Annotated in this window: 18 protein-coding genes; 10 read left to right on the top strand and 8 right to left on the bottom strand. The window is 58.7% G+C overall.

Annotated features, from left to right (window positions below; all coding sequences use genetic code 11):
• Positions 1-387: 387 nt before the first annotated feature.
• Both RAD04_RS06490 and hisC read right to left on the bottom strand, forming a co-directional pair.
• Positions 388-1,410 carry an LLM class flavin-dependent oxidoreductase gene (locus RAD04_RS06490; protein WP_461623078.1) on the bottom strand — a complete coding sequence of 341 codons (1,023 nt, stop codon included), beginning with the start codon at positions 1,408-1,410 and terminating at the stop codon, positions 388-390.
• A 297-nt stretch (positions 1,411-1,707) separates the two neighbouring features.
• Complete coding sequence (hisC, locus tag RAD04_RS06495) at positions 1,708-2,808, bottom strand: histidinol-phosphate transaminase (RefSeq protein WP_461623079.1); 1,101 nt, start codon at positions 2,806-2,808, stop codon at positions 1,708-1,710.
• Positions 2,809-4,611: 1,803 nt separating this feature from the next.
• Between hisC and nifA the strand changes: the two genes are divergently transcribed.
• The 6 genes from nifA to RAD04_RS06525 all read left to right on the top strand — a co-directional run bounded on the left by nifA (position 4,612) and on the right by RAD04_RS06525 (position 10,209).
• Positions 4,612-6,372: a nif-specific transcriptional activator NifA gene (nifA, locus tag RAD04_RS06500; RefSeq protein WP_375849118.1), complete on the top strand. Its 1,761-nt coding sequence runs from the start codon at positions 4,612-4,614 to the stop codon at positions 6,370-6,372.
• 185 nt (positions 6,373-6,557) lie between these two features.
• A complete protein-coding gene (locus RAD04_RS06505; protein WP_027544396.1) occupies positions 6,558-7,400 on the top strand; it encodes an electron transfer flavoprotein subunit beta/FixA family protein in 843 nt (280 codons plus the stop codon).
• A gap of 119 nt (positions 7,401-7,519) precedes the next feature.
• Positions 7,520-7,768: a hypothetical protein gene (locus RAD04_RS06510; RefSeq protein ID WP_461623080.1), complete on the top strand. Its 249-nt coding sequence runs from the start codon at positions 7,520-7,522 to the stop codon at positions 7,766-7,768.
• Positions 7,769-8,362: 594 nt separating this feature from the next.
• Positions 8,363-9,100: a GTP cyclohydrolase I gene (gene folE / locus RAD04_RS06515; protein ID WP_461623081.1), complete on the top strand. Its 738-nt coding sequence runs from the start codon at positions 8,363-8,365 to the stop codon at positions 9,098-9,100.
• A 2-nt stretch (positions 9,101-9,102) separates the two neighbouring features.
• The gene (locus RAD04_RS06520; protein WP_461623082.1) at positions 9,103-9,567 is read left to right on the top strand and encodes a 6-pyruvoyl trahydropterin synthase family protein; all 465 of its coding nucleotides are present in this window, start codon (positions 9,103-9,105) and stop codon (positions 9,565-9,567) included.
• Positions 9,568-9,702: 135 nt separating this feature from the next.
• Positions 9,703-10,209 (top strand): 7-carboxy-7-deazaguanine synthase QueE, encoded by a 507-nt coding sequence (locus RAD04_RS06525; protein WP_461623083.1) that lies wholly within the window; start codon positions 9,703-9,705, stop codon positions 10,207-10,209.
• A gap of 742 nt (positions 10,210-10,951) precedes the next feature.
• On the opposite strand, the gene RAD04_RS06530 is transcribed toward RAD04_RS06525, so the two are convergent.
• A complete protein-coding gene (locus RAD04_RS06530) occupies positions 10,952-11,212 on the bottom strand; it encodes a hypothetical protein (protein ID WP_461623084.1) in 261 nt (86 codons plus the stop codon).
• Positions 11,213-11,828: 616 nt separating this feature from the next.
• Complete coding sequence (locus RAD04_RS06535) at positions 11,829-12,293, bottom strand: transglutaminase-like cysteine peptidase (RefSeq protein WP_461623085.1); 465 nt, start codon at positions 12,291-12,293, stop codon at positions 11,829-11,831.
• An 817-nt stretch (positions 12,294-13,110) separates the two neighbouring features.
• Here RAD04_RS06535 and RAD04_RS06540 point away from each other — a divergent pair.
• Positions 13,111-13,305 carry a hypothetical protein gene (locus tag RAD04_RS06540; RefSeq protein WP_375849109.1) on the top strand — a complete coding sequence of 65 codons (195 nt, stop codon included), beginning with the start codon at positions 13,111-13,113 and terminating at the stop codon, positions 13,303-13,305.
• Positions 13,306-14,473: 1,168 nt separating this feature from the next.
• Here the strand turns inward: RAD04_RS06540 and RAD04_RS06545 are convergent.
• Positions 14,474-14,746 (bottom strand): hypothetical protein, encoded by a 273-nt coding sequence (locus RAD04_RS06545; protein WP_234684939.1) that lies wholly within the window; start codon positions 14,744-14,746, stop codon positions 14,474-14,476.
• A gap of 922 nt (positions 14,747-15,668) precedes the next feature.
• Between RAD04_RS06545 and RAD04_RS06550 the strand changes: the two genes are divergently transcribed.
• Positions 15,669-16,088 (top strand): DUF7694 domain-containing protein, encoded by a 420-nt coding sequence (locus RAD04_RS06550; protein WP_458180808.1) that lies wholly within the window; start codon positions 15,669-15,671, stop codon positions 16,086-16,088.
• 123 nt (positions 16,089-16,211) lie between these two features.
• Here the strand turns inward: RAD04_RS06550 and RAD04_RS06555 are convergent, their stop codons facing one another.
• Together RAD04_RS06555 and RAD04_RS06560 are read right to left on the bottom strand one after the other, a co-directional pair.
• Positions 16,212-16,883, bottom strand: coding sequence for a hypothetical protein (locus RAD04_RS06555; protein ID WP_461623187.1), 672 nt, complete (start codon positions 16,881-16,883; stop codon positions 16,212-16,214).
• A 53-nt stretch (positions 16,884-16,936) separates the two neighbouring features.
• Complete coding sequence (locus RAD04_RS06560) at positions 16,937-17,686, bottom strand: P-loop NTPase family protein (protein ID WP_027544405.1); 750 nt, start codon at positions 17,684-17,686, stop codon at positions 16,937-16,939.
• A 692-nt stretch (positions 17,687-18,378) separates the two neighbouring features.
• On the opposite strand from RAD04_RS06560, the gene RAD04_RS06565 reads away from it, so the two are divergent.
• Complete coding sequence (locus tag RAD04_RS06565) at positions 18,379-18,624, top strand: hypothetical protein (RefSeq protein ID WP_461623086.1); 246 nt, start codon at positions 18,379-18,381, stop codon at positions 18,622-18,624.
• A 1,600-nt stretch (positions 18,625-20,224) separates the two neighbouring features.
• Positions 20,225-20,950 (top strand): helix-turn-helix transcriptional regulator, encoded by a 726-nt coding sequence (locus RAD04_RS06570; RefSeq protein WP_027544409.1) that lies wholly within the window; start codon positions 20,225-20,227, stop codon positions 20,948-20,950.
• Between the two features lie 283 nt (positions 20,951-21,233).
• On the opposite strand, the gene RAD04_RS06575 is transcribed toward RAD04_RS06570, so the two are convergent.
• Entirely contained in the window at positions 21,234-22,379 is a 1,146-nt protein-coding gene (locus RAD04_RS06575; protein WP_461623087.1) for a hypothetical protein, read from the bottom strand.
• Between the last annotated feature and the right edge of the window lie 128 nt (positions 22,380-22,507).

A 22,507-nucleotide genomic window follows, 5' to 3' on the forward strand; every position in this document is an offset into this window, starting at 1 on the left:
GACTTAAGGGCCGTATTTGTTTTGGCCGCATCTCGCGAGCGTTGGGTCTGAGCTTTGATAGGTGCCGTCGGATCGAGCGACGAGATCGTTGTTCCGTTCCGCCTCCGTGACGCTGCGGTAAGCGCTCGATGCGCGGCCACTTGGTCGTCAGTTGTAATAGGTCAATGCTTGGCTTGAGCCGCTATCATCGTTTTCTCGTTCCATCAGTGGGATAACGAAATAAGTGGGCATCGACGCGCGGTTGGCTATCCACCTCGCTTCAGGCACTCTGAGATCGCGGCAACTGCAGCTAATGCCAATGCTGATGCGGATGCGGATGCAGTGGTCAAGGCCGTCATCTGGAAAAACGGCAACGAGTAACGGTGGCTTGCTGTACCAAATGACGACTTAGGGATGGCCTAGCAGCTCGGATTGGATGGTTCTTGCTGCGTATAGCGATGCATCTAGTGGTAAATTCCCAAATGCGAGCTGGCAAAGCAGGTAATTTGCGCCTGCCTCCTCCAGCTGATTGAGCAGAAGGCGTCGGACGGGCGTTGGTGTTCCGACGACGCACAAATCGCTCTCGATTGCCGCATCGAATGTCGGCGGAAGGGCCTGTGGCGTCGGGATATCATTGAGCTCGTAAAGGAATTTGAAGCTCCGCAGCCATTGCTCGTAGGCGGATCTGGCCAGCGAATAAGCGTCCGTCTCGGATCGCCCAATCACGACCATGCGCAGCAATCCAACAAATGGCCCGCGATCAGGGGCGCAGGGACTGCGCTCTCGATGTGTGCGGTAAGCATCGGAAATTTTGCGAACACCGACGGAGGGACCCACGCAGGCGAGGTTCGCGCCATTGCCAGCGGCCCAAATTGCCGTGTCGAGCCGATTGGTGGTCACCCATATCGGGGGAGATGGACGCTGGTGCGTCGTTAATGTCAGAGGAACCTCGTTCAACTGGAAATGTCGGCCTTGGTACGACAAGGCTCCGCCCGTCATGGCCTTTAGGAGGATGTCATTGGCTTCCTCGTACCGGCTTGGCGCCGCATCCTCGCAAATCCCGAAACAGCTTAACTCGACTGGAAGGCCACCACGTCCGAGACCCAGCTCGAGCCTGCCGCCGCTCAATTGATCAAGCATGCAGATCTCCTCAAAAGCGCGGAGCGGATGATAGAAGTTGAGCAGCATGACAAATGGGCCGAGACGAAGGTGCCGCGTACGCTGGGCGACACTCGACAGGAAAAGACCCGGCGAAGGACCTCTTCCATGGGGCGTGCAATGCTCTGCCACGTGATACGCATAGAAGCCGAGGCGATCGCATGCCTCCGCCAAGATAAGGCGATCTTCGTATTGACGACCAACATCGCGGCCGTCGTCGTCCAGGTGATCGAAAATCCCGCAGGTGAGTTTTGACGAAGGCTGTTGTGTCATTTGCATAGATCCTTTTTGGGCGGAATGCCTGCTCGTTCCCCAGGAAGGCTTAAGGGCGCCGCATTTATTATGGCCACATCTCACGACCGTCGGGTCTGAACTTCGATGGGTGCCCGTGCGTCGAGCGCACGAGATCGTTGTCTCGCTTCAGCCCTGCAACACGCGCAGGCGCAAGCACTCAACGCGCGGTCACTTAGCCGTCACCTGCATGGGTCCTCGCCTGGCTCGAGCCGCTATCATCGGCTTCCTGTTTCATCAGCAGTATAACGAAGAGAGTGGACATCGACGCGCGGTTGGCTATCCACCTCGCTTCAGGCGTTCTGAGATCGCGGCAACGGCAGCTAAAAACGAGTCCATTTGTTCTTTTGTGCCAATGCTGATGCGGATGCAGTGGTCGAGGCCGTCATCTGGAAAAACGGCAACGAGTACTCCTTCCCTCTCCAGTGCGGCGTGCCACCACCTGCCGTCCTGTCCGTTCGGGACACGCGCCAGCAAGAAATTGGTATGAGAGGGCGCGACGCGGAACCCGAACTGACGCAGTGCGGCCGCAACTCGTTCTCTCTCGTGCCTGATGTGTCTATGGTTCTCTTCGTAGGCCGCGCGATGTGAAAGGATGCTGACGCCGACCGCATGCGCTATGACATTCATGTTGAAGACGTTCTGGATATTCCGCAGTCTTCCAATCAGCTCTGGATGACCAAGGCCAAAGCCGACGCGAATGCCGGCGGCCGCATAGCTCTTTGAAAGCGTTCTGAGAAGCAGAAGATTGGGGTGGCGGCGGACGAGCCGTAGACCGTTATCAGGTGCGAAGTCGACATAGGCTTCATCCAACACGACCAAGCGGTCAGATTGTGCCACGAGGCGTTCGATGTCGGCGATGGGGGCGAACGTCCCAGTCGGATTGTTCGGATTAGCCAACAAGATGAACTTGGCGTCCTTTGCCGGACCGAAGAGCAGCTGATCAATCGGAATCGAATGCGAGTCGCTCCACAAAACTTCAAGAAATTTAGCGCTCTGCAACACAGCTAGCTTACGATTGAACGAAAACCCGGGAGACAGCATTGCGACGCTATCGCCCGGCGCAAGAAAGGCCCTGTAGATCAGGCCGAGAAGCTCCGACGATCCGTTGCCGGCGATCACATGGTCCTTTGAGAAGCCGTAGGCATTGGCGGCAGCCTCCCTCAAACCGATGTTATCGTCTTCCGGATACAGATACTGACGCTCGAGCGCCGAGATTGCACTTCGCCATACCATTGTTGGTAGTGGAAATGGGTTCTCATTGGTGTTTAGTTTCACGTAACGCGCATCTGGCGCCCGCTGGCCGGGCGACTGGGCTTCTAGATCCTTAGCCGGCTGCGCCAGGGAAGAGAGCACACTTTGCAGTTTTGCATCGACCATATTCTTGTCCCTCTTGATACGCAGACGGCAGTCGCCATTAAGAGTGTGCTTGACGGTCTAGCGAGAAATCCGTTTCGCACAGCTGACGTGGCGTCGCCTGGCTCGTTGGCGGTGCACGAGCCAAAAGGCGGCGGTTAAGATGCAGCGATCTGGTTGTTTGTTCGCGACGTTGCGATCGCTCTGTCAATCTCAGCCGACTGCGCGCAGCCGAGTCTGGTCGCTAAGCCAGCCCTTGCAGTCCCAGCACGATCGAGCCGCAAGCCTTGGTTTGAAAGTCGGTACATTGGCAGCGTCATGCGATGCTCCCCGGCGAGGCACTGACCTACGCCGGCTTTTCTGAAGGCCGTGGCGACCTGTTTGCCGAAGCTACAATTTGACGCTACGTGCGAATCAAGTCCTGTCGACGTGCTCGTCGTACGAATTCGCGCAAGCTTGTGGCTGAACGTTCGTTGGGCCTAGCTCGGGCTTTGAGAGCGCGTGCGGCGAATCAAGGGCGGTTCGAGAGCTATCACGGGCAAGATCGGTCGCCGGGGCGAGCGCCGGACGGCTCTCGGGCAATCGACTGTTGGAATTCTGCCCTATGTCAGAAAGCAAACACAGCCCATGTCCTGAGTGCGCGCCCCTTCGCGAGACGACATTTGGCTGCGAAGTCTTACGTTGTTGATCGCAGTGGCCCAGATCCTGCAACGCGCTCACCGGTGGCGCTATGGGAATAAGGTGTGTGTTTGTGCCTCGATCTTGGCGAAGAACGTGGGAAATTCGGTCGGCCGGAGCCTACGACTGGCGCCCATCGGCCTCACGCTCTTCGAAGGTAACATCCCGAGCGAGGACGCAAGACGCTGGTTCCGGCCGCGGCCTCGCACAATCCCGAGCTCCTCGCCGGAGCGCCGTCTCGGGCAGCCGGCTGGCCGATGGCTCGCTGCACTCATCCGCCGCTTCAACGTGAGCGATTCAGGTGCGACCCTGCAACCAGTGTCAAGATCGAGGTCAATCGCAGCAGATATCGGCAGCTATTATTCGGCGCCCTAGACGTCGATGAACGGCTCGCGAGCGCAATCGCATGCATCGATCGACAGTGGCGGCATTCCTGCGACGTCGCCGGACGTCACCAAGCTCGCCGTTGACGAGTTCAGTCAAGACTGCGCTCGGCCTATTCCACTTGAATCGGGGACCCGATGTGAACCGCGTGGTTGTGTTCGTCAGCTAAGAGCCACGCCGACATCGATACTGTGATCGCCGGCGTTTGCGCGTTCGCCTGCCTTTGCAAGCAGCGATTAGCCCCTCGCAAAGCGAGGCTCCCGATTCTTACGAGCGAAATCGCACGCACCAACACACCGCGTCAGATTCCGGGCAATTGCGATTGCATGCGAGAGCAGCGTTTTGTCGCACGTGAGGAATGAGCATCCCTGCAAAACATCGGCGACTCCTCGCGTGGGACTGCACCAGAAGAGACCGCTAGCATCGCATTCCAATGTTTGGCCGGGAAAAAATCCCATTCTGATCGGGAAAAAGATGACGCATGCGCCAAGTTGTTATTCAAAGGTTGCCGACGGCTCGCGGTCGGCTACAGATGGAGTCGGAAAATCGTTGATGCAGGTCCATGGAACTCGTGCCGTGCACTGTGAACACAGGACGACCTCATAACAAGGACGTTAGGACCACGATGCGTTTATAGCAGTGCCATGAAAGAGCGCTATGTCTAGCTGGCGACCTGAATTGCGCACGAGCATCAGGCGCAGCATCAAACTCGCAAAATCCAAACAAGATGGTAGGGAGGATGCTGAAAATAACGGAGACGTCGTCATGTTGAACATCGCTTCCGCACACGAAAGGCCTGACTCAGTGTCGGAGACGAGCCAAACTGTTCCCATTGTGACGCTGCACGAAAGCGCCGTTGTCGGGATCTTCGAAATCTCGAAGATACTCGCCGCCCCCTGCCGGCTCGAGCTCACGTTGGCCAACGTCGTGGATATTCTGCATTCGTTTGTTCAGATGCGGCACGGCATCGTCTCGCTTTTCGACCATGATGGCCAGCCAGACATTACGGTCGGCGTCGGCTGGACCGAAGGCAGCGACGAGCGGTACCGGACGCGGCTCCCACCGAAAGCGATTGATCAGATCGTGGCGACGGACATGCCGCTCGTGGCCGAGGACATCGCAGTCCATTCGGCGTTCACGACGGCCGACCTCGAGGTGCTCGGTGCCACCGATAACGCACGGGTGTCGTTCATCGGCGTTCCCATTCGGATCGACGCGAAAGCAGTTGGCGCGCTGACCATCGACCGTGTTCTGGACGACAGCTCAAGCATACGGCTCGAATACGACGTGAGACTTCTCACCATGATCGCCAATCTGGTCGGGCAGACCGTGAAGCTGCATCGGCTCTTTGCGACAGACCGCGAGCGACTGATGGCGGAAAAGGATCGATTGCAAAAGCAATTGGCCGAAATCCAGCAACCCGCTCGCGAGCGCAAGAAGGTCAATGTGGAAGGCATCATTGGCGATAGTCCGGCGCTGCGCGCGCTGCTCGACAAGATCGCGGTGGTTGCCAAATCGAATAGCACGGTTCTGCTGCGCGGCGAATCCGGTACCGGGAAGGAGCTGGTGGCCAAGGCTATTCACGCCCTCTCGGCGCGCTCCAAGCGGCCGTTCATCAAGCTCAACTGTGCGGCGCTCCCCGAGACCGTTCTGGAGTCCGAATTGTTCGGCCATGAGAAAGGTGCTTTTACCGGCGCCTTCAGTTCGCGCAAGGGGCGCTTTGAGCTGGCCGATAAGGGTACGCTGTTTCTGGACGAGATCGGAGAGATCTCGCCCTCGTTTCAGGCAAAGCTGCTGCGCGTCCTGCAGGAGCAGGAATTCGAGCGTGTCGGCAGCAATCAGACCATGAAAGTCGACGTTCGCGTCATTGCAGCCACGAACAGAAACCTGGAGGAAGCGGTCGCAAATAACGGGTTCCGCGCTGACCTCTATTACCGTGTGAGCGTGGTTCCCTTGCTGCTGCCGCCCCTGCGCGAAAGGCGCAGCGACATTCCGCTGCTCGCCGCCGAGTTTCTCAGGAATTTCAACAGCGAAAACGGCCGCACGTTGACATTCGATCAAGGTGCGACGGACATTTTGATGAATTGCGGGTTTCCGGGTAACGTCCGTGAACTCGAAAATTGCGTGCAGCGGACAGCGACCCTCGCCCCAGGACCTTCGATCTGCAGAGACGACTTCGCCTGCTGCCACGGCCAGTGCCTTTCGGCGATGCTGTGGAAGGGGGGATCTGAAGACGTGGCGCCGCATGCGCGCCCAACTTGCGCAGGGGCCCCGAAGCCGAGCAGCGCTGAAGCTGGTCGGTCGGCCGCCGGCGCTGTCCCGCCTGTCCGGGACGCGCAGGCTGGGCTGGGTCCAGCCGGCGCCGCGCTCGTAAGTACCGGACAGATGACCGATCCCGAGCGCGTCACCGCGGCCATGGAGCGGTCGGGTTGGGTTCAGGCAAAGGCGGCGCGCCTGCTTGGCGTTACTCCCCGCCAGATTGGCTACGCGCTGAGGAAATACGGCATCGAGATCAAGCGTTTCTGAGCGGTGTGGGGGCGGTGCGACCATAGCGCTGTCGCGATGACGACGAATGTCCGAAATGCGTCTGCACGTGTTGGAGCACGTCAGGCTCTCAGAACTTGTTGTTTACATCGACTCATGCCTTAAACCGCAAATGGTACGACATTTGCTGTGCTTTCTCCGGATTTCGAAGGTCTCTGGAGAAGCACATGCACAATGTCGTCTGCATCAAGCAGGTCCCTGATTCCGCACAGATCCGCGTGCACCCTGTGACCAACACGATCATGCGTCAGGGTGTGCCCACCATCATCAATCCTTACGATTTGTTCGCGCTCGAAGCTGCGCTCGATCTGCGCGACAAGTTTGGTGGTGAGATCACCGTCCTTACAATGGGCCCACCCTCGGCCGAGGACACTCTTCGGAAAGCCCTCACCTTTGGCGCCGATCGCGCGGTGCTGCTGACCGACCGTTGCTTCGCGGGTGCGGACACCCTGGCAACCACCTACGCACTCGCGACCGCCATCCGCAAGATCGGCAAGGATTATGGCCAGCCTGACCTCATATTCACGGGCAAGCAGACGATCGATGGCGACACCGCGCAGGTCGGGCCTGGTATCGCAAGGCGGCTTGCTGTGCAACAGCTAACCTATGTTGCCAAGATCATGACCATCGATCTCACCGCGCGCACAATCGAAGCGGAGCGGCGCTGCGAGGGCGGCACCCAGGTGCTGCGCGCAAGCCTGCCGTCGCTCATCACCATGATGGAGGCCACCAACCAGATTCGCCGTGGCGCAATGGCAGATGCTTTGCGCGCCGCTCGAGCGCCAATTGTAAAATGGAACGCCCAGGAGGCTGGCGTCGAGGATGTTTCAAAATGCGGTCTCAGGGGCTCGCCCACCGTTGTTAAACGCGTCTTCGCGCCCTCGGCGCGCGCAGAGAAGGCAGCCATCGTGGATGCTGCCGAGCAGCCGGCGCAAGCCTTGATCGATACCATTTTCAAGCAGAAGCCCAAGCTTGAAGCTGAGCTTGCCGCTCTCGCCCGAGGCTCATGACCCGGGGAGAGGTTCGGGCGATCGGCAAGGACGAGCAGCGGCCGTCGACGAGCTTACGCCGGGGCAGAGCAGGTGGGTGGACAGAGCGTTAAGCCGAAAGTTGCAGGCTACGAGTGGCGATGATCCTGCGATTCCACTGCGCCGTCGAGCATTTGGACGTGTGGAGTGCAAGCGGACATGGCTTCTCCTTCGTGATCGCTTATGCGAGCCGCGCAGGCCACGGCTTTCGCGGACGTCCCGGCTATGTGGCGTCATGGCGCCCGCTTCATCGAAGTCGTAGTGCAATCAAGATCGCTGGCTCGCCCTTCACAACGTTCGCCGACGCCGAGCAGGCCTGCAACTCGATGCTGAAGCATCTGACAGCGTGAAGCTCAGAGCCAATGCGCTGCAATGAACGGGAGCGTCAACCACATATGGCGATTGGCCCCCACTATGTCGGTGAGAAGGCGGCTCGCACATTTGCGGCCGAGACGTTCCTTTTCTGGCGTTGCATCTTGCGTTGCCTCTTGGTTTCCAGATCGAGCCGCTCGGCCGCGGACTCCAGCCCCACTTAGGGGAGGCGTCATGTCTCTGGCAGTCTATTGGGGTCGTAGAAGAGTGGCCGTATCGTCGTATCAGTCGCCGTCGGGTCGAAGACGCCCATGTCTGGGGACGAACGCGACGGCGTATCCCATCCGCGCGAGCGATGCAAAGCCCGTGGTCTTCTTCGGGCAACTTCGCGCAGAGTCGTATCCGGCACGCTGATTGCTAGAGATGAGAAGACCCATTTCAACAATTGCGGTCCTCGCAGCGACCACCCCAGGAGTTCATCTCAAATGTATCGAATTTGTGCATTGAAAAGCTTCGCCTGCACCGCTGACTAGCGTCCGGTCTTTGAAGTGCCCGCAATCGCAGGTTATGCCCCAAATGCCTTTTCTCCAGGCGGCCATTTCTCAGTTCTTTCGGCCGACGGATCAGATGGCGTGGGCGGATCACGCGATCGGACTGCAGATCAGTCCTCGGCGGAAACAGGGCAAAGTGTCAGGCAGGAAGTTTTGATAAGCTCAACGCAGGCAATTCGTAAACGCCTCCTCGAAGCTGGCGTGTCGTTTGCGCCAAACGCCAACATCGCAAAACACCTGCTGCCCGGTGACATTGAGGTGATACAGACCGAGGTCGAGCGGCACATGCAGGCCGTGCTGGATGCCCTGGTCATCGATACCAATCACGACCACAATACGCAGGGGACCGCGAAGCGAATTGCCAAAATGTACGTGCGCGAGGTGTTTGCCGGCCGCTTTGGGGCTGCGCCCGAGGTCACGGAGTTTCAGAACGACAGCGGTCTGGATGCGGTCTACTCGCTTGGCCCTATCGCAGTACGTTCGGCGTGCGCCCACCACCTTGTCCCCGTCACCGGCCGCATGTGGCTCGGTGTTCTGCCTGGCGACAAGCTGATCGGTATCAGCAAGTTTGTACGCCTGGCCAACTGGATCTTGTCACGACCCCACCTGCAAGAGGAAGCCACCGTCATGCTGGCGGACGAGCTCGAGGGCCGTCTCAAGCCGAAGGGGTTGGCCGTCGTCCTCAAGGCACAGCATCAGTGCATGGTCTGGCGTGGTGTTCGCGAAACCGGAACCATCATGACGACCAGCATCATGCGCGGAGCCTTCCGCGACAGCAAGGCAATGCGTACCGAACTTATGGCGCAGATCAAGGACTAGACGTGGCATACTTATCGACGAAGACATACGGCCATGAGGTCGGCCTATTTGCCACGTTCCGCCAGTGGCGCGCAAAGTCGCATTGTCGCCTGCTGCACGGCTACTCGTTGTCGTTTCGTTTCGAGTTCGAAGCCTACACCCTGGACGACAAGAATTGGGTCGTCGATTTTGGCGGCCTCAAAGAGCTGAGGGCGATCCTCGAAGGTACGTTCGACCACAAGACGGTCGTGGCCGCGGACGACCCCGAGCTCGAATGGTTTCGCGAAGCCGCACGGCGCGGCTTAGCAGACGTCGTTGTCCTGCCGGCAGTTGGCTGTGAAAAATTTGCCGAACACGTCCACCGCGTCGGCAGCAACTGGTTGTCGGAAAAGGGACTTGCTCCGCGTTGCCGGCTGGTGTCAGTCGAGGTGAAGGAGCACGGCGCGAACAGCGCCATGTATCGGGAGGCAGGCCGTGCTGCCGATTAACGAAATATTTGAAACCATCCAAGGGGAGGCCTGCAAGGCGGGCACACCGTCCGTGTTCGTACGGTTGCAGGCATGCCCGGTCAGGTGTCCGTGGTGCGACACCAAGCACACTTGGTCGTCGATTCAGAGCGGCGAGTGTCGATCGCCGACATGATGATCAAGACCGAGGACACCAACACCTGGGCCATGATGTCGCCGGAGGACGTCCTGCTCGCTGTGCAGGCGTTCAGCGCCCGGCATGTCGTGATTACGGATGGCGAGCCCGCGCTGTACGACCTACGGCCACTGACCACGCTGCTCGTCGGTTCCGGATTCTCAGTGCAATTGGAGACATCGGGCACCCAAGCCATTCAGGCGCATCCCTACACATGGGTGACCGTTAGTCCGAAAGTTGGCATGCCGGGTCGGCGATCTGTTCTCGGTGAGGCCTTGCTGCGCGCCAATGAGATCAAACACCCGGTGGGCAAGCCTGCCGACATCCCAAACCTGCTGAGCCTGCCTATCGAGCACGCGCTCGAGCCTGTGATATGGCTACAACCATTGAGCCAAAGCCGAAAAGCGACGCAGCTGTGCATCCGAGAGGCAACTGTACGCAACTGGCGCGTCAGCATCCAAATGCAGAAGTATATCGGCGTGCGGTGAAGCCCGCTAAAGCAATTGTCACAAAGTCCACGTTTGCTACCGCGGAAATGATTGTGAAATGGGACAACTTCACCGAAAACCGGGCTCCTCGGGCAAACCGAGCAGGAGCCGGGCAACGCAAGCCGCTTATTGGCTCCTCACAGGGGCCTTGAAGACTCCTTCCTTTGCCAGGCGAAGATGTCTGTCCAATGTCGTGTGCAGCGACGCGCGAAGCTCAAGCGGGATCGAGTCGTCTGTGTCGATCAGTTCCCGAATCTTCAGAAACATGCGGTCGATTGAGGTGAGCGTTGTCGTCATTCGCCCGGGTATCATCGGTTCTTCCTTAGCAACAGCCGCCGACGTCAAGCGAATAGCCAGATATTCTGGCGGCTCAATAATCTCGGCGGTGGGGCAAGCCAAGCCAGCTTTCGCCGCAACCGCAAGCCTACAATCTTACGCAGCGTAAGGTTCAAGCCCTTTCGATGGCCGAGTGGAGCTTTTTTCTCTCTCAAAACAACGAAATGTGCCTCCTCGCAATCACCGGCATTGAGACAAGAGGCTCCATCGTCATGGCTAACGGTCGAGACCACATTTGCGGGCACTTCCACACGCCCCGTCAAGCTCCAATAGGCCGGGCTTCAGTTTTGCGACCGATCATCGAGTCTTGACAGACAACAACCCGTCCGCGGATGCCAGTGCAACGAGACCCCGATCGTGTCTGATTCCGCGGGCACGGAATGAGGTGGGGTCGAGGGAAATCGCGTCAGGAGCGGCTGATTGTCAGGCCGGCATTCTCCAGCGCCTGGAGAATCTTGCTCGCAAGGGCCCGCGCGTCAGCCTGCCCCTCACCGACCAAGTCAGCCGCCAGCGTCCGGGTAATCACATCGTGCGCATCCTCACGTTTGAGCGCCTCGAGCTCGGCATATTCGCCGCAGATCTTACAGGCGATCACCGGCCGACCGCTCCAGGGATCGTGCGTTGCAACTTCATACCATTTGTCGGCCTCACATTTCGGGCAGCGCATAGGTGAACTCTCCTGATACGGTTCAGCGTGCTCGATCCGCTTGATCTGTCCTTTCGCTCCAAACCACGCATCTCGTCTGCTGCTGCCAACAGCCCATCGCGGCTGAGAAGCCGATCTTCTCGAAATGAGTCGGGAATACGATGCGGGGGCACAGGAATGGCGAATCCGTTCCGTCGGTCTGGCGAAGGACAATCCCCACGGCACCTGCAAATAGCGGTCCGTGAGAGCGTCCGATCGGCTCTGATGTTCATTCATCGTGATCATCCATATTGTCTCGGAGCGGCCAAAAGAGGCGTGATGTCCGCCGGCTCTGCTTACGAAGCTCCGCAGATCCAAGACGCGCGACCACGCTAGGCAAATATCCAAGGGACAAGGAGAATGGATCAATCAAAACGGGCCTTGAGAGAGCGATCTCACCAGCGCGCGATGCTGGTCTGATTGCAGGCGATTTCGTCATAGCTGACGGCCGCCGATCAGAGCGCGGACCACAGATCAGTTGCGGCGCCGGTCGGAGACCGACCGGTGGCGCGCTGAACGAAGTCACCCAGGGGTTCGATCATCTGCAGTGCGCCCGTGGCGCTAGCCGGGAACATTTCCGATCTCCTCCGTGAGGCGCTTACTCGCCGCGCTGCGCGATAGTACGCCAATATCGCGGATTGCCTGGCGACTGAACTCGAACCCAGCGATAGGGAGCACGCGACCACGATCGGATCTGCGGGGTCAGATTGTCCAGCACGAGGTCGCCGCTCTTAGTCCGTACCACCAGAACCAGATGATGTTTGCCCGAGGCGGTCACGACCTCGGCGAGCAACAGCGCTCGCGGCGGCCATCCACGCTGTAGAAGCTGGTGGCGCTTGCTGACGGCGTAGTCGTTGCAGTCGCCGCGCTCCGGATCAATAAGCCAGGCTTCCACGGGGGGACCGGGTTCACTGGCTTCCGGGATAATGGCGCTGTTCACCGTCTGGTTAGCTTCTTTCAAATCTGCCCACCGTGCCTCGGTCAGGTGGACCGGACCGCCGCGAAACAGGAGGCGGAGGCGGCATTCATTCTGATAGCGCAGGCAGAACATGGTGTATGCCATAGGAGGGAGCGCCGGACGGTCAAGCTTGAGGTGCGGAGACGCCGACACCGCGATCGCCGGCATACCCGACGATCTCTGATCGGCAGATCGAGCGGTCGTCATCGTTTGAGAGCCCATTGTGGTAGCTGCGACTGCAGCCAGGATTAACGTCCTGCGCATGCTGTAGCTGACGGACGGCCGATCAGACCCGAGGTCACGAGCACGAAACGACAGATCAACGGCGGCGGAGCTACGAGGCGCAGTGACCCGAGGAACGCCATCATCCAAAGGGTCCGTCGTCCGCAGCACCTCTGCGACGCCGCGGTCCGCCAGTCATGCGCAGGTCCACTCCGTACCGGCAGCCCGTGCGCCGTGCCCCCGAAACTGCAAGACATGTGCAACCCCCTGTGACTGCGCGGGAAGAGATCGAGGACGAGCAAAGGCCCGCCTGCCTGATCCGAAAACCGTACAATCTGACGCCACGTGCGATTCAAGCCCCCATGAAGGTCGTGCGAGCGTGTTCGGGCTCACGCCGTTCCGCGGACAATTCGCTGCGCAGAAGTCGTCAGCAGATCCCGGTCCGCAGAGCGGTCCAACCGCCGACGACTCTTCACTTGTCAGCGCGGAGAGTCCGTTCAGACAACCGGGACCTCCGCTAGTTTTGCCTCTCAGGCATTACTGCCAACGATCTTCGCGACATCAATAATGTCCGCCCTGATCAAAAATGGCGCCACTTCCCATATTGAAGGTAGTGTGACCCACGCCCGAGAAGTTCCTACGTATCACCACGGATGTTGGGCGCCGCTTCACCTGGTCTAGCCGTTGCATATCCATTTCCATGAAGCGCAAAGGCTCATCGAGCGGTCCAACACACTGGCGGCAGCGAGCTCAGGCGACGCTTGCCAAGGCGGAGTCGTTCGATTGTCCAAAGTCAAAAGCCAAGCTGCTTAAAATCGCCGAGGAATATCAAAAGCTAGAACGGTGGGCCGACGAGCGGGAAAGATTGAGAAGAGATGCCGACGAGGAGCAATGAATATATTCAATCCGGTGGCCTTCCGAGAAGATCTCACTTGGCTCTGGCCCGCAGCATTTGAAGTGACCTCGACCCATGCGCCCGCACCCCTGACACCCCGCGCCCATAATCCGCACGTCGCCTTCGATCCCCGAAATTTGAAGGATGTCTCACCGACTCGAATTCGATGGATCTCTTAATTGGATCTAGCAATGCGACGACAACGCGTGCCGTCGCCCAGCGGCATCGAATGAGACGTTCGGATAGGCTCGCGTACCTGGACGTGAGCAGGCGCGTCGCCCCCGCTTATTCATAGACGCGATGGATCATCGCGGCAGCCTTCAGGGTGGCACGTGTTTTGCTGAAGCCTTCTGAGGGGAAAGGCTCTCCAGTGCCTATGCCTCGCCGGCCCGACGCGCCTTTTTACCCGGCAAGGCGCGTCGGGCTTTTTCGTGCTCCTCAGCCGAGAGACGCACAATGAGCTGTATCAACCAGCATGCGACATCCTTGGCCGTGTTGAACATCGACGCACGTCGTGTCGGGCTCGTAGAATTTCGGACATTGTCGGGCAGGCAAGACATAGTGGATCGACCCTCACGCAGGAGTGTCGACGATAGCTCACGGCAATACATTCAATGATCGTCGCGAAACCGCTCGGCCAATTTCCGCGGCACATCATTTGCAACAACCATCGTGGGCATGGACGTGGGCTCCCTCAGCGGCATGTCGATGCCCCAACCTCGCCAGGTTGGGCCCGACGCACCTCCAGCCTGCTCCGAGGGCGTCGGGCTTTTTAATGTTGAGACGCTGCGATCGTTTTCATCCTTGCTATCGACCGCCGACAACGCTCTTGGGACCAGGGCGCGGCTCGAGCCGAGCAGTGCTGCGGCTCAGGATCTATCTTCCAACAGCGGGGCTGAATATCTCAAGACGATAGTCGCGGTCGCGGAGCGAAGATGAACGCCGACAAGCCCGATGCAGGTGAGGCGGCCCATCCCGGCGCCGCAAAAGAGGCTCCTGCGCAACTGTCGTCGGAAGATTTGCGTCATTCTCCGGGTACTTGGCTAGTCCAAGAGCCGGCACAGGCTTACCGCTGCGGCAAGACTCGCAGCGATGAACGCTTCAGGACTGTCAGCGCAGTAAGCGATAAGCATGGCCCACAAGCTTACCGAAAACGCGATGGCCCACTTCACTTGTATCTGTCTTTGGCGCGGGCGAGGCTCGGCGAGCCGGGTCGTCGGCGCATTAAGCGCAGCACGCACCTGTGGCGGGTTGCAGTCGCCCATCGAAAAACCCCGGCAAGCCCGTAGATGCTCATCCAGACAAGCGCGGCGAAAATTGCCGCAAGCGACCAAAGTTGTGGTGTGCCCGACTTCAGGGGGAGATCACAACGCGCCGCTCGCAGCGCGTCCTGCGCGTTGATCAGGCGTCGTCTTGGTTCACGCCAGTGCATCATCAGCACTCATCTATCCCTAGTGAATCGAGGCGAGCGTCGCATCCGCGCGAAATCGGATGTCACCATGGCCAGGCGAAACGGCCCGATGCTCCCAAATTGAAGATCGGAGCGGCCAACGCCCGGCCGACCTCATCGACAGCCGATTGGGACGTTAAGCCAAGCCTAGCCCTGGCCAATCTCCGGATTGGTCGAGGCAGGTATCGGTTCGATCGTGATTGCGACGACCGTCAAGTGCATCTCGGACAATTGCCAAGCCGCGATTCGTCCGCGTGTTGATCGGCGTGGGTTGACCAAGTGTCATCGAAAGATCCCGCGTTGGTAGGCTGTGCGCAAGCGATCGCTGCCGCATATTCCGCTCAGCAATTGGCGTGCCGCAGGAAGCGGTGCTGTAGGCGTTCGTTGACGCAAGAAAGCCTAGGGTTTGGCGTCGCCGCGGCAAATGGTGTCGCGCTTAGGGTCCGGTTTCCGACATCTTCGTCACGAACCGGACCTGAATGCTAAGCGGTGCGCAGGCGGTCTTTTCCGTTTGCGTCAACCAAACTCGTGTGAGGCAATATCGAAGTTGTTCGAATCCCGCGGTTTGGAGTCCGCGACATCTTGGATTGACGCGCTCGCAGCCCATGATTCGGTTCTTGCTCCACGCGTCCCAGCGGGGATATTCGAATCTGAAGCTGCCAAAGGTCTTTCGGAATGCGTCGCTGAACGCCACTTTCCCACAGACTGATCATTCGAGAGAGAGTGATGCAGCGACGAATGCGAGCGCGAGCTTGATTGACCTGACGAACTCAACGGCTGCGGCCACATAGATGACGTATTGGAATTGTTTCAGGCTGACCTATGTGCGGTAGCATTGGGTGAAGTCGATGAAGCACCGGCGAAACCTTCGTGTGCGCCGACTTCAGATGAGTTGAAAAGCCAAGGAGGACGCGTGAGAGCGCAGATCATAGATAGATTGGAGGCCGGCCGCGTACAGCATGGGCAGTTCGCCAGCGCGCCAGGGTCAGGTCCTTGTGGTCTCTTTTTTGTTCAAGGACCTTGCGGCTGTAAACTGCAAATCGCAGCATTGGTCCGTCCGGGATGGGAGCACGTCTCCGTCTCGACGCCGCGGCGTTGTCCGAACTGGGAAGAGATGTGCTTCGTCAAGGACCTGTTTTGGGATGAAGAGGAATGCGTGATGCAGCTGCACCCGCCATACTCGCAATATGTGAACAACAGCAGGTACTGCCTGCACCTCTGGAAGCCCATTCGTGAGAATATTCCAAGGCCACCGGCATCCTTCATAGGCGTCGTCGGCCTCGGACCGTCCGAGGCCGCGTCGCTGGTGGCACAAATGAGAGCACGATCGTGATCGGAGTGTGCGGTTGACACCCGGCCCAATGCACTCGGACGCTGGACCTCGTCGGTCCACGTCTCCTATTTCAAGATGGAGAGGGCCCGTCGACTGCACGGGTCAGCGATTCATCGCTTGGCCTCAAAATGAGCGCGCCGGCATGAGGCTCAATTCGAGGTCTCGGAACAGGGTGTAATTCCGCCGAATCCATTGATGCAGCTCCGTGGTCGAATCCTTCTCGTGGCGCAAATACCCCGTAAAGGAAAACGTCAGGCGATCGATATAGGTCTTCAAAAATTGCGGCAGTGCGAAGATGCGCAGCACAGGAGCGCGGTCCATTGCTTCGGGCAACTCGCTGCGCAGCACGAACTGATTATGGACGGTGATCAGCGCTGGTGCCCGGATCTGGTGCCGCAACACCTCATAGCTCCGTGAGGAGACGCGATCGGCGCTCCCGACAAATAGGATGATTGGTGCGACCTGGTTGCGTACCGCCTCCCTCATGAACCCAATCTCGATGCACATTTTGAAGAACTCGTCGAATGCGTGGAAACCGAGATCAATCACCTTCGCGACCCCGTCGTCCAGGATGAGCCGGTCCATCAACTGCATCTTGCCCCAAGTGTCTGTCACATCTGCCGTCTCGGTAATTGCGGGCAGGTAATCGACCAGCGACGGCTCCCTCAAACTGATGTCGAAGGAGAGCACCGATCCGTTCTTGAGCAACAAGAACTCGCTCAAGAGCCGCGCGATCAGAGTCTTGCCGACCTGCAGGCCGGGAGAGCAGATGATGTAGACCGGCGTGGGCGGCATCTCCAGCGACATCACACGACTTCGTATATTCCCCAAGGTGCATACCAAAAGGGCTACGTTTCACTGCTGCGGGGCCTTGATGTGGCGCCAGTCACATCGGTCAAATTGATGCGGTCATACTCGGACCAGACGTTGGCCAGCCAGTGCCGGACATAGCCCCGCAGCACAAAGGAGTAGTTCGCGATCTCATCGAGCGGTCCCTTGTTTGCGACGAAATTCACGAACGAAACGGAAGCGACCTCGACCTGCTCATAGGCCATCTCGTTGAGTTTCGGAATCGTCAGTTCGGTGGCGCCCTTGATGCGGCGAAAATACGAGTCGTAAGTCGACTGATCCCATTGAAAGAACTGGGTATCATTTATGAAATTTTTGACGAGGAAGTATTTCGCGCCGTTCATGAAATTGGAAGTTTCGGCGATCTCGTCCAGAGAGGCAATCGAAGGGCCAAGGATATGAAAGACGGCAAAGGTGATCTGACCAGACTTTACTGAATCCAGGAACCCGATGTCCCGCAACGAGTTCAGAGCGACCGATAGCAAACCTGCGCGGACGTCGATCACGGTGACCGACAGCCCGGCGTTCAGGGTGTCGAAGATCCTCATCTGGTCTGCCGTCGTCGTCATATCGACGATCTCAGTGATGTCGGAATGAAAGCGCTTCAGCGTACCTCGCGGTGACTCCGTGTCAAAGGCGCGGGTCTGCACCTTGTTCACGCTGAAATAGTCCAGAAGCGTCCGACATACGGTCGTCTTGCCGACCCCACCCTTGTCCGCGCCCACCACAATCACAACCGGCTTCGCCATTGAATTCCCTTTAAGACACGCGCTACGCCAACCGCGGGGCGCGATCGACAGTCTTTGCTTTGGACGTGAACATGGCAGAAAGAAGAGGTCGTCGAAGTTTTGCAAATTTATGCGAGCGAGGTCTGACGTGGCAGCGCTCTACGTCAGGTTTGCGGCCATCTAACAGCTCGGAGAATCCGGACTGCGGCCTTCGTCGTCGATCTGACGTAACGTCAGGTTTGAACTCGGAACGCCAGGCACATTCGGCGTCTATCGCGTATGGGCAACACAGAGCCAACGGTGCGGCGTCATATGCCGCCTGCTCGCTTGCAGGCGAGGGGACCACGCAGAGATATCTTGGGCAAAACGAGAGCGGTCGCGAAAGCTAGACAAACTGGATCGGCGGCAGGACCAGCTTGGCCGAAAGAGGGCATCGTGCCTCGGTCGAATCAAGAGAGCGAGCTTTCGACTGAAGTGTTGCCTCGATGGACGTGTCGACGGCTTTACAGTTGAGCGACATTGCGCAGCCAAGTGTGCAGCATGAGCGTCGACATAAGCCACCGCGGGGTTGTGAAATGAGCGCACATCATGCTAGGGCCGTCGCAAGGCTGGCGCCGCCGTAGGATGGTTCGCTGTTTTGTCGGTCATAACTTGGCCGTCAATTCGCGAGATGACGTTTGCGGGCGGGCCAACAGCTGAAAGAAGGAAGAGGGGTGAGTCAGGCTGAAATGGATGTCGTCGAGCACATGCTCGCCTCGCTAACTACATGCGCGCTTCAGACCCGGGTTGCTTCCAGTAACGAACAGGTTGCGCATCATTTCGAGCTCGCCTGCAAGAGAGTTGGACTCCTTGATACGCCGGCGTCTGCCATTCGAATCTTCAAGCGCCTCGCGCACGAGGTTCAGAAGGCAGAGTCGATTCTGGAATTCGTCGGTCCTAATACCGGTGAGTTGCAATGAGCAACCAATAGAGTTGATGTGAGTTTGCGAGCGGAACCACTGTCCGTGCACGCAAAAGCCCTCGGCGTACGTCGGATGTAAACGGCGCCGAGGGTGTTGCTCGCGGGTCGCGCATTTGGATTGTGGCGCATTCCCGTTTGGCGCGAGGTAACGTTCCAGGATGACGCGATGCTGGTCCGCGGCACAATCCCCGTCGTCACACGTTCTGTATCTAGTGCAACGCAACCGGGCCTGTTGGCAGCAACCATTGCGACGTTTGGTCCGCCGCGTGACACACGATCGCGGCTTGATAAGCCCAATCGAGGAGTAGTGCCGCTTCAGATTGCCTGCGCGTCACGCCAAATTGTCGGAAACCGCGCAGGTCGGCGGCAGCTCGTTCCTCGTGCGATGAGCACCGGTCTATCGTACAGATCTTGAAGGTCGCGGCCATTCAGCCGCGTGTGTCGTCCAGCATCCAGTCAGGGCGAGCTGGCCGACGATCGGCAAGTCGACCAGCCAACGGCTGAGTATGCAGTGCCATTGAGTGGGAGCGCGATCGCTGATTGCAACCCAGAGCATTGGTGCCGGACCGGGATGTTCGATGGCTGTTGGCTGGAACTGAAACGGCGCCCGCTCTGGCGGTCGGCCGCGCTCAGCAGCTCTCGACCATACGCTTCGCCGCGCATGGGATTACAGGGGCGCCCCTTTGTGCCGCAGACGGGCTACGTATCTTGTTGTTGGCAGCTTTGCTGACCTGCAAATGTCGCTTCTGTAGCAAAGCGCAGTGTCGCATTCGGACGAATGTCGGAGTTGCTTCGATCCTCCGACCCGCCGAACGACCGACGAGTGGCTCAACACACTGCTTTCGGACGTGAATTCATGACTGCCGGGAATTGGTACGACACTTGCTGTCCTAAGGGCCAGCTCGGAAGTTCCGGAGTCCCGCATGCACCGTTTCGTCTCGATGAAGCAAAGTTGCACCTGCGCGCGGGTCCGCGTCGGACGCGCTGAGACGCTTGGTCATTGGCGCTTGAGATGGCATGCGGTTCTTGTGCGAGGTTCTCGTCTTCGGCAACGGCCATCTCGTGCGGCTCGCCGAGGGCGTCTTCACCAGCATCGAACAAAGAGAGCGGATGCGCTTTGCTCTACCGTGGATCCGGGTTGCGGAAACGCAAATAGGCATCCCGAGGCTCCGCCACCGCTATGGCGCCTGCGATTGCACAACCGCACTCTTTTAGAAGTCGGTCATCCTCAACTCAGCGAGGAGCTCTCCGGCAGTCCGATAGCGGCCGCTTTCATTGTTCATGATAGCCCGCCCTGCGCGCTGCGACGAGCCGAATCGCAGCTGTCCACACGACAGTTAAGACGTGGCGGGCTTAATCCGTCGACACGCGTCCGCGGCCTTCTCGACTCGTCCCTGCTTCGAGGCGCCTATCCCTTCCGAGCGCGTTTCGGGAGAGCTTACCCAGCTCTGGAACTGCGTGGCGCAGCGCTCGAGCGCTCGCATTGCAAAGACGCGAAGCCCAACGGTGAAGGCGAGTGAACGACGCCCGCCCTCACCAAGCTCTGCGCGCAATGACGCAGTACGACTTTTGGGCCGTGGGGCCTCGTGAGGCGCTACATGGATCTTTTCAATTTCATCGAATGCGCCAAGGCAACTCACTCTATCAAGGTCTTATTCGACCTTCTCGTAAGCTGTGCGAGCGAGAAAGGCTTCAGTGAAGTCGCTTATGGAGCCCTCACTTTCGCGGAGGCATGTGGTCTGCCTGAATATCTGCCCTCCGGGGTAACGGTAACCTTCCCGTCCGATTGGTGCGGCCGGTACGTTGAACGCAAGTACCGTGTCATCGATCCGGTGGTACGACGGGCGCCAACGCTTTCGCGGCCGTTCCTGTGGGATCAACTTGCCAAAAAATGTCAATTGCAACCCAGCGAGCAGCGCGTACTCGCAGAAGCCAAAGAGGCAGGTCTGAAGCACGGGATGAGCGTGCCGTTGTACGGACCATTGGGCCAAGTGGCTCTGGCATCCTTTGCATCCCCGTTCGACGATGCTGATCCGCAGTGCCAGATGAGTCATCTCAACGTACTGGCCTGGCACTTCCACATTGCCCTTGCGGAGATCTCGCGGCCCTCCGCTAGCGGCTCAAATTGCGAAGTTGCACTGTCTGAGCGGGAAAAAGATTGCTTGCGATGGGTGGGAGAGGGCAAGTCCTCCTGGGAAATAGGCAAGATACTCGAGGTGAGCGAGAATACAGTCAACTTCCATCTCAAGAACGCGATACGAAAGCTCGGGACTTCAAACCGGACCCACGGAATTGCAAAGGCCATTCGCCAAAACCTCATTTGAATGCCCGGCCCACCCCTGCACCGACAGATCATTCGGTAAGGGACGACCGTCCTGCCCGCGATGTGCAACCGACCAAGGTGGACATCGCCTTGAGCCGCACGTCGCCGTGGCGAGCGGTGCCCGTGGACGGCCAATTTCGCAGCTTCCTTACCGCCAAGGAAGGGTTGAGCGGACGCCGAGTGTTTCAGCAAGCAGGGGCTTAGGTTCGCACGGACAGTGACGGATCAGTCCTGATCGTGCCTGCGCAGACAAGGCTGGGCGGCGGTCCAAACCGCTGTCATTTCTAGGGTGGCGGCAAGGTCATTCCCGCGTTGGTCCAGCTACCAAATATCGGTCCTGACAGATCCTTCGGCAGACCGATCAGCACGCCAATGGGACCTGCGTGGCCGTGGCGATAAGCCATGACCACAGACCGATCATCGCTAGAGGTAAACTGGAATGTCCCGGTAAAATGTCGACTTCGCAACACCGCAATGTTTGTACTCCGACACAATGGGCAGCTGGTTGGCGGAGGACCGGCGGCATCGCGGTCAGAAATCGGTGCAGTCGATTCGATCAACTCAGATCGCTTGGAGAAGTTGTCGAGTTCCCCTCGTTCGGGAGCGCTGATCGTACCGGCGTCGGCCTTCAAGTTGAGGTCATACATCCGATCGATCTCCGCGTCGCGCTGCTGACGCATCTGCATCGCCGCACAATGCGCAGCTTGTGCTTGCTGTTGCTGCTCGGTGAGTTGGGCCAGCCGCAAGTTGTCGCCGTTATCCGCGGCTCGCTGAATCTCATCTGCCAGAAAGCCTTGACTGGCATGATAACGTCGATCCGCATCCTCGCGTCGCATCATCTCGTCCAGCAGCTCGGGGGTGAGATCGTTCATCTGCCGGACTTTGCTCTCGCTAACATATGTCTCGTTGCCTTGTGCGTCGACATAGATGAGGCTCGAATAGACCGGTGCCGCTTCAATCGTCCACACGGGAGGATACGGTCCGTCAACGAACCCGAACACAGTGTCGTTTAGGGTCCCGCCGCCCACGTAATAGTGAGCTGGTGTCTCCCGATACTCGAGTTCGTGTTGCGGTGCTATGCCGTTCGAGCCACGATGGTCGATGACGTCTTCGATGAACAGCACGCCAGGCGTACCCGGATGCGCGTCAATATATCTCTTGGCTTGTTCATAACGAAGAGTGCGACGCTGCGACGTTTGTGGCGCGGGTCCATATACGTCCGCCAGAAACGTGACGGTCGCGTCAATGGACCCAAACTCCGCAGTATCAGTCGGAACTGGGGTTGGAGCCTCTGGCGTTTCAAATGGCTTCCTTGCAGACATTGCTTGGGGCGATCGATCATCAGCCTCACCTGGCGCGGCATGTTCCTCCACCGCGGCAAGCAGGTGGGAATCTTGAGCACTGGCTTGAGCTTGAGCGAGAACAAGCATGCTACAAGCTACAAATATCTTACGCATTGGAGAGCATCCGTTTTGGTGTGGTGCAGCCCAGGTCAACAAGCGCGGAGAACCGCACCAGTTGACCAGCTGGCTCGACTAGTGAGAGTGCCGAGGAAGTC

This window comes from Bradyrhizobium sp. 25ACV (assembly GCF_054863005.1).

Excerpts from the sequence above, each read along its gene's own strand:
- RAD04_RS06490 (WP_461623078.1), bottom strand. The coding sequence starts at position 1,410 with ATGACACAACAGCCTTCGTCAAAACTCACCTGCGGGATTTTCGATCAC.
- hisC (WP_461623079.1), bottom strand. The coding sequence starts at position 2,808 with ATGGTCGATGCAAAACTGCAAAGTGTGCTCTCTTCCCTGGCGCAGCCG.
- nifA (WP_375849118.1), top strand. The coding sequence starts at position 4,612 with ATGTTGAACATCGCTTCCGCACACGAAAGGCCTGACTCAGTGTCGGAG.
- RAD04_RS06505 (WP_027544396.1), top strand. The coding sequence starts at position 6,558 with ATGCACAATGTCGTCTGCATCAAGCAGGTCCCTGATTCCGCACAGATC.
- RAD04_RS06510 (WP_461623080.1), top strand. The coding sequence starts at position 7,520 with ATGATCCTGCGATTCCACTGCGCCGTCGAGCATTTGGACGTGTGGAGT.
- RAD04_RS06530 (WP_461623084.1), bottom strand. The coding sequence starts at position 11,212 with ATGCGCTGCCCGAAATGTGAGGCCGACAAATGGTATGAAGTTGCAACG.
- RAD04_RS06535 (WP_461623085.1), bottom strand. The coding sequence starts at position 12,293 with ATGGCATACACCATGTTCTGCCTGCGCTATCAGAATGAATGCCGCCTC.
- RAD04_RS06540 (WP_375849109.1), top strand. The coding sequence starts at position 13,111 with ATGAAGCGCAAAGGCTCATCGAGCGGTCCAACACACTGGCGGCAGCGA.
- RAD04_RS06555 (WP_461623187.1), bottom strand. The coding sequence starts at position 16,883 with ATGCCGCCCACGCCGGTCTACATCATCTGCTCTCCCGGCCTGCAGGTC.
- RAD04_RS06560 (WP_027544405.1), bottom strand. The coding sequence starts at position 17,686 with ATGGCGAAGCCGGTTGTGATTGTGGTGGGCGCGGACAAGGGTGGGGTC.
- RAD04_RS06570 (WP_027544409.1), top strand. The coding sequence starts at position 20,225 with ATGGATCTTTTCAATTTCATCGAATGCGCCAAGGCAACTCACTCTATC.
- RAD04_RS06575 (WP_461623087.1), bottom strand. The coding sequence starts at position 22,379 with ATGCTTGTTCTCGCTCAAGCTCAAGCCAGTGCTCAAGATTCCCACCTG.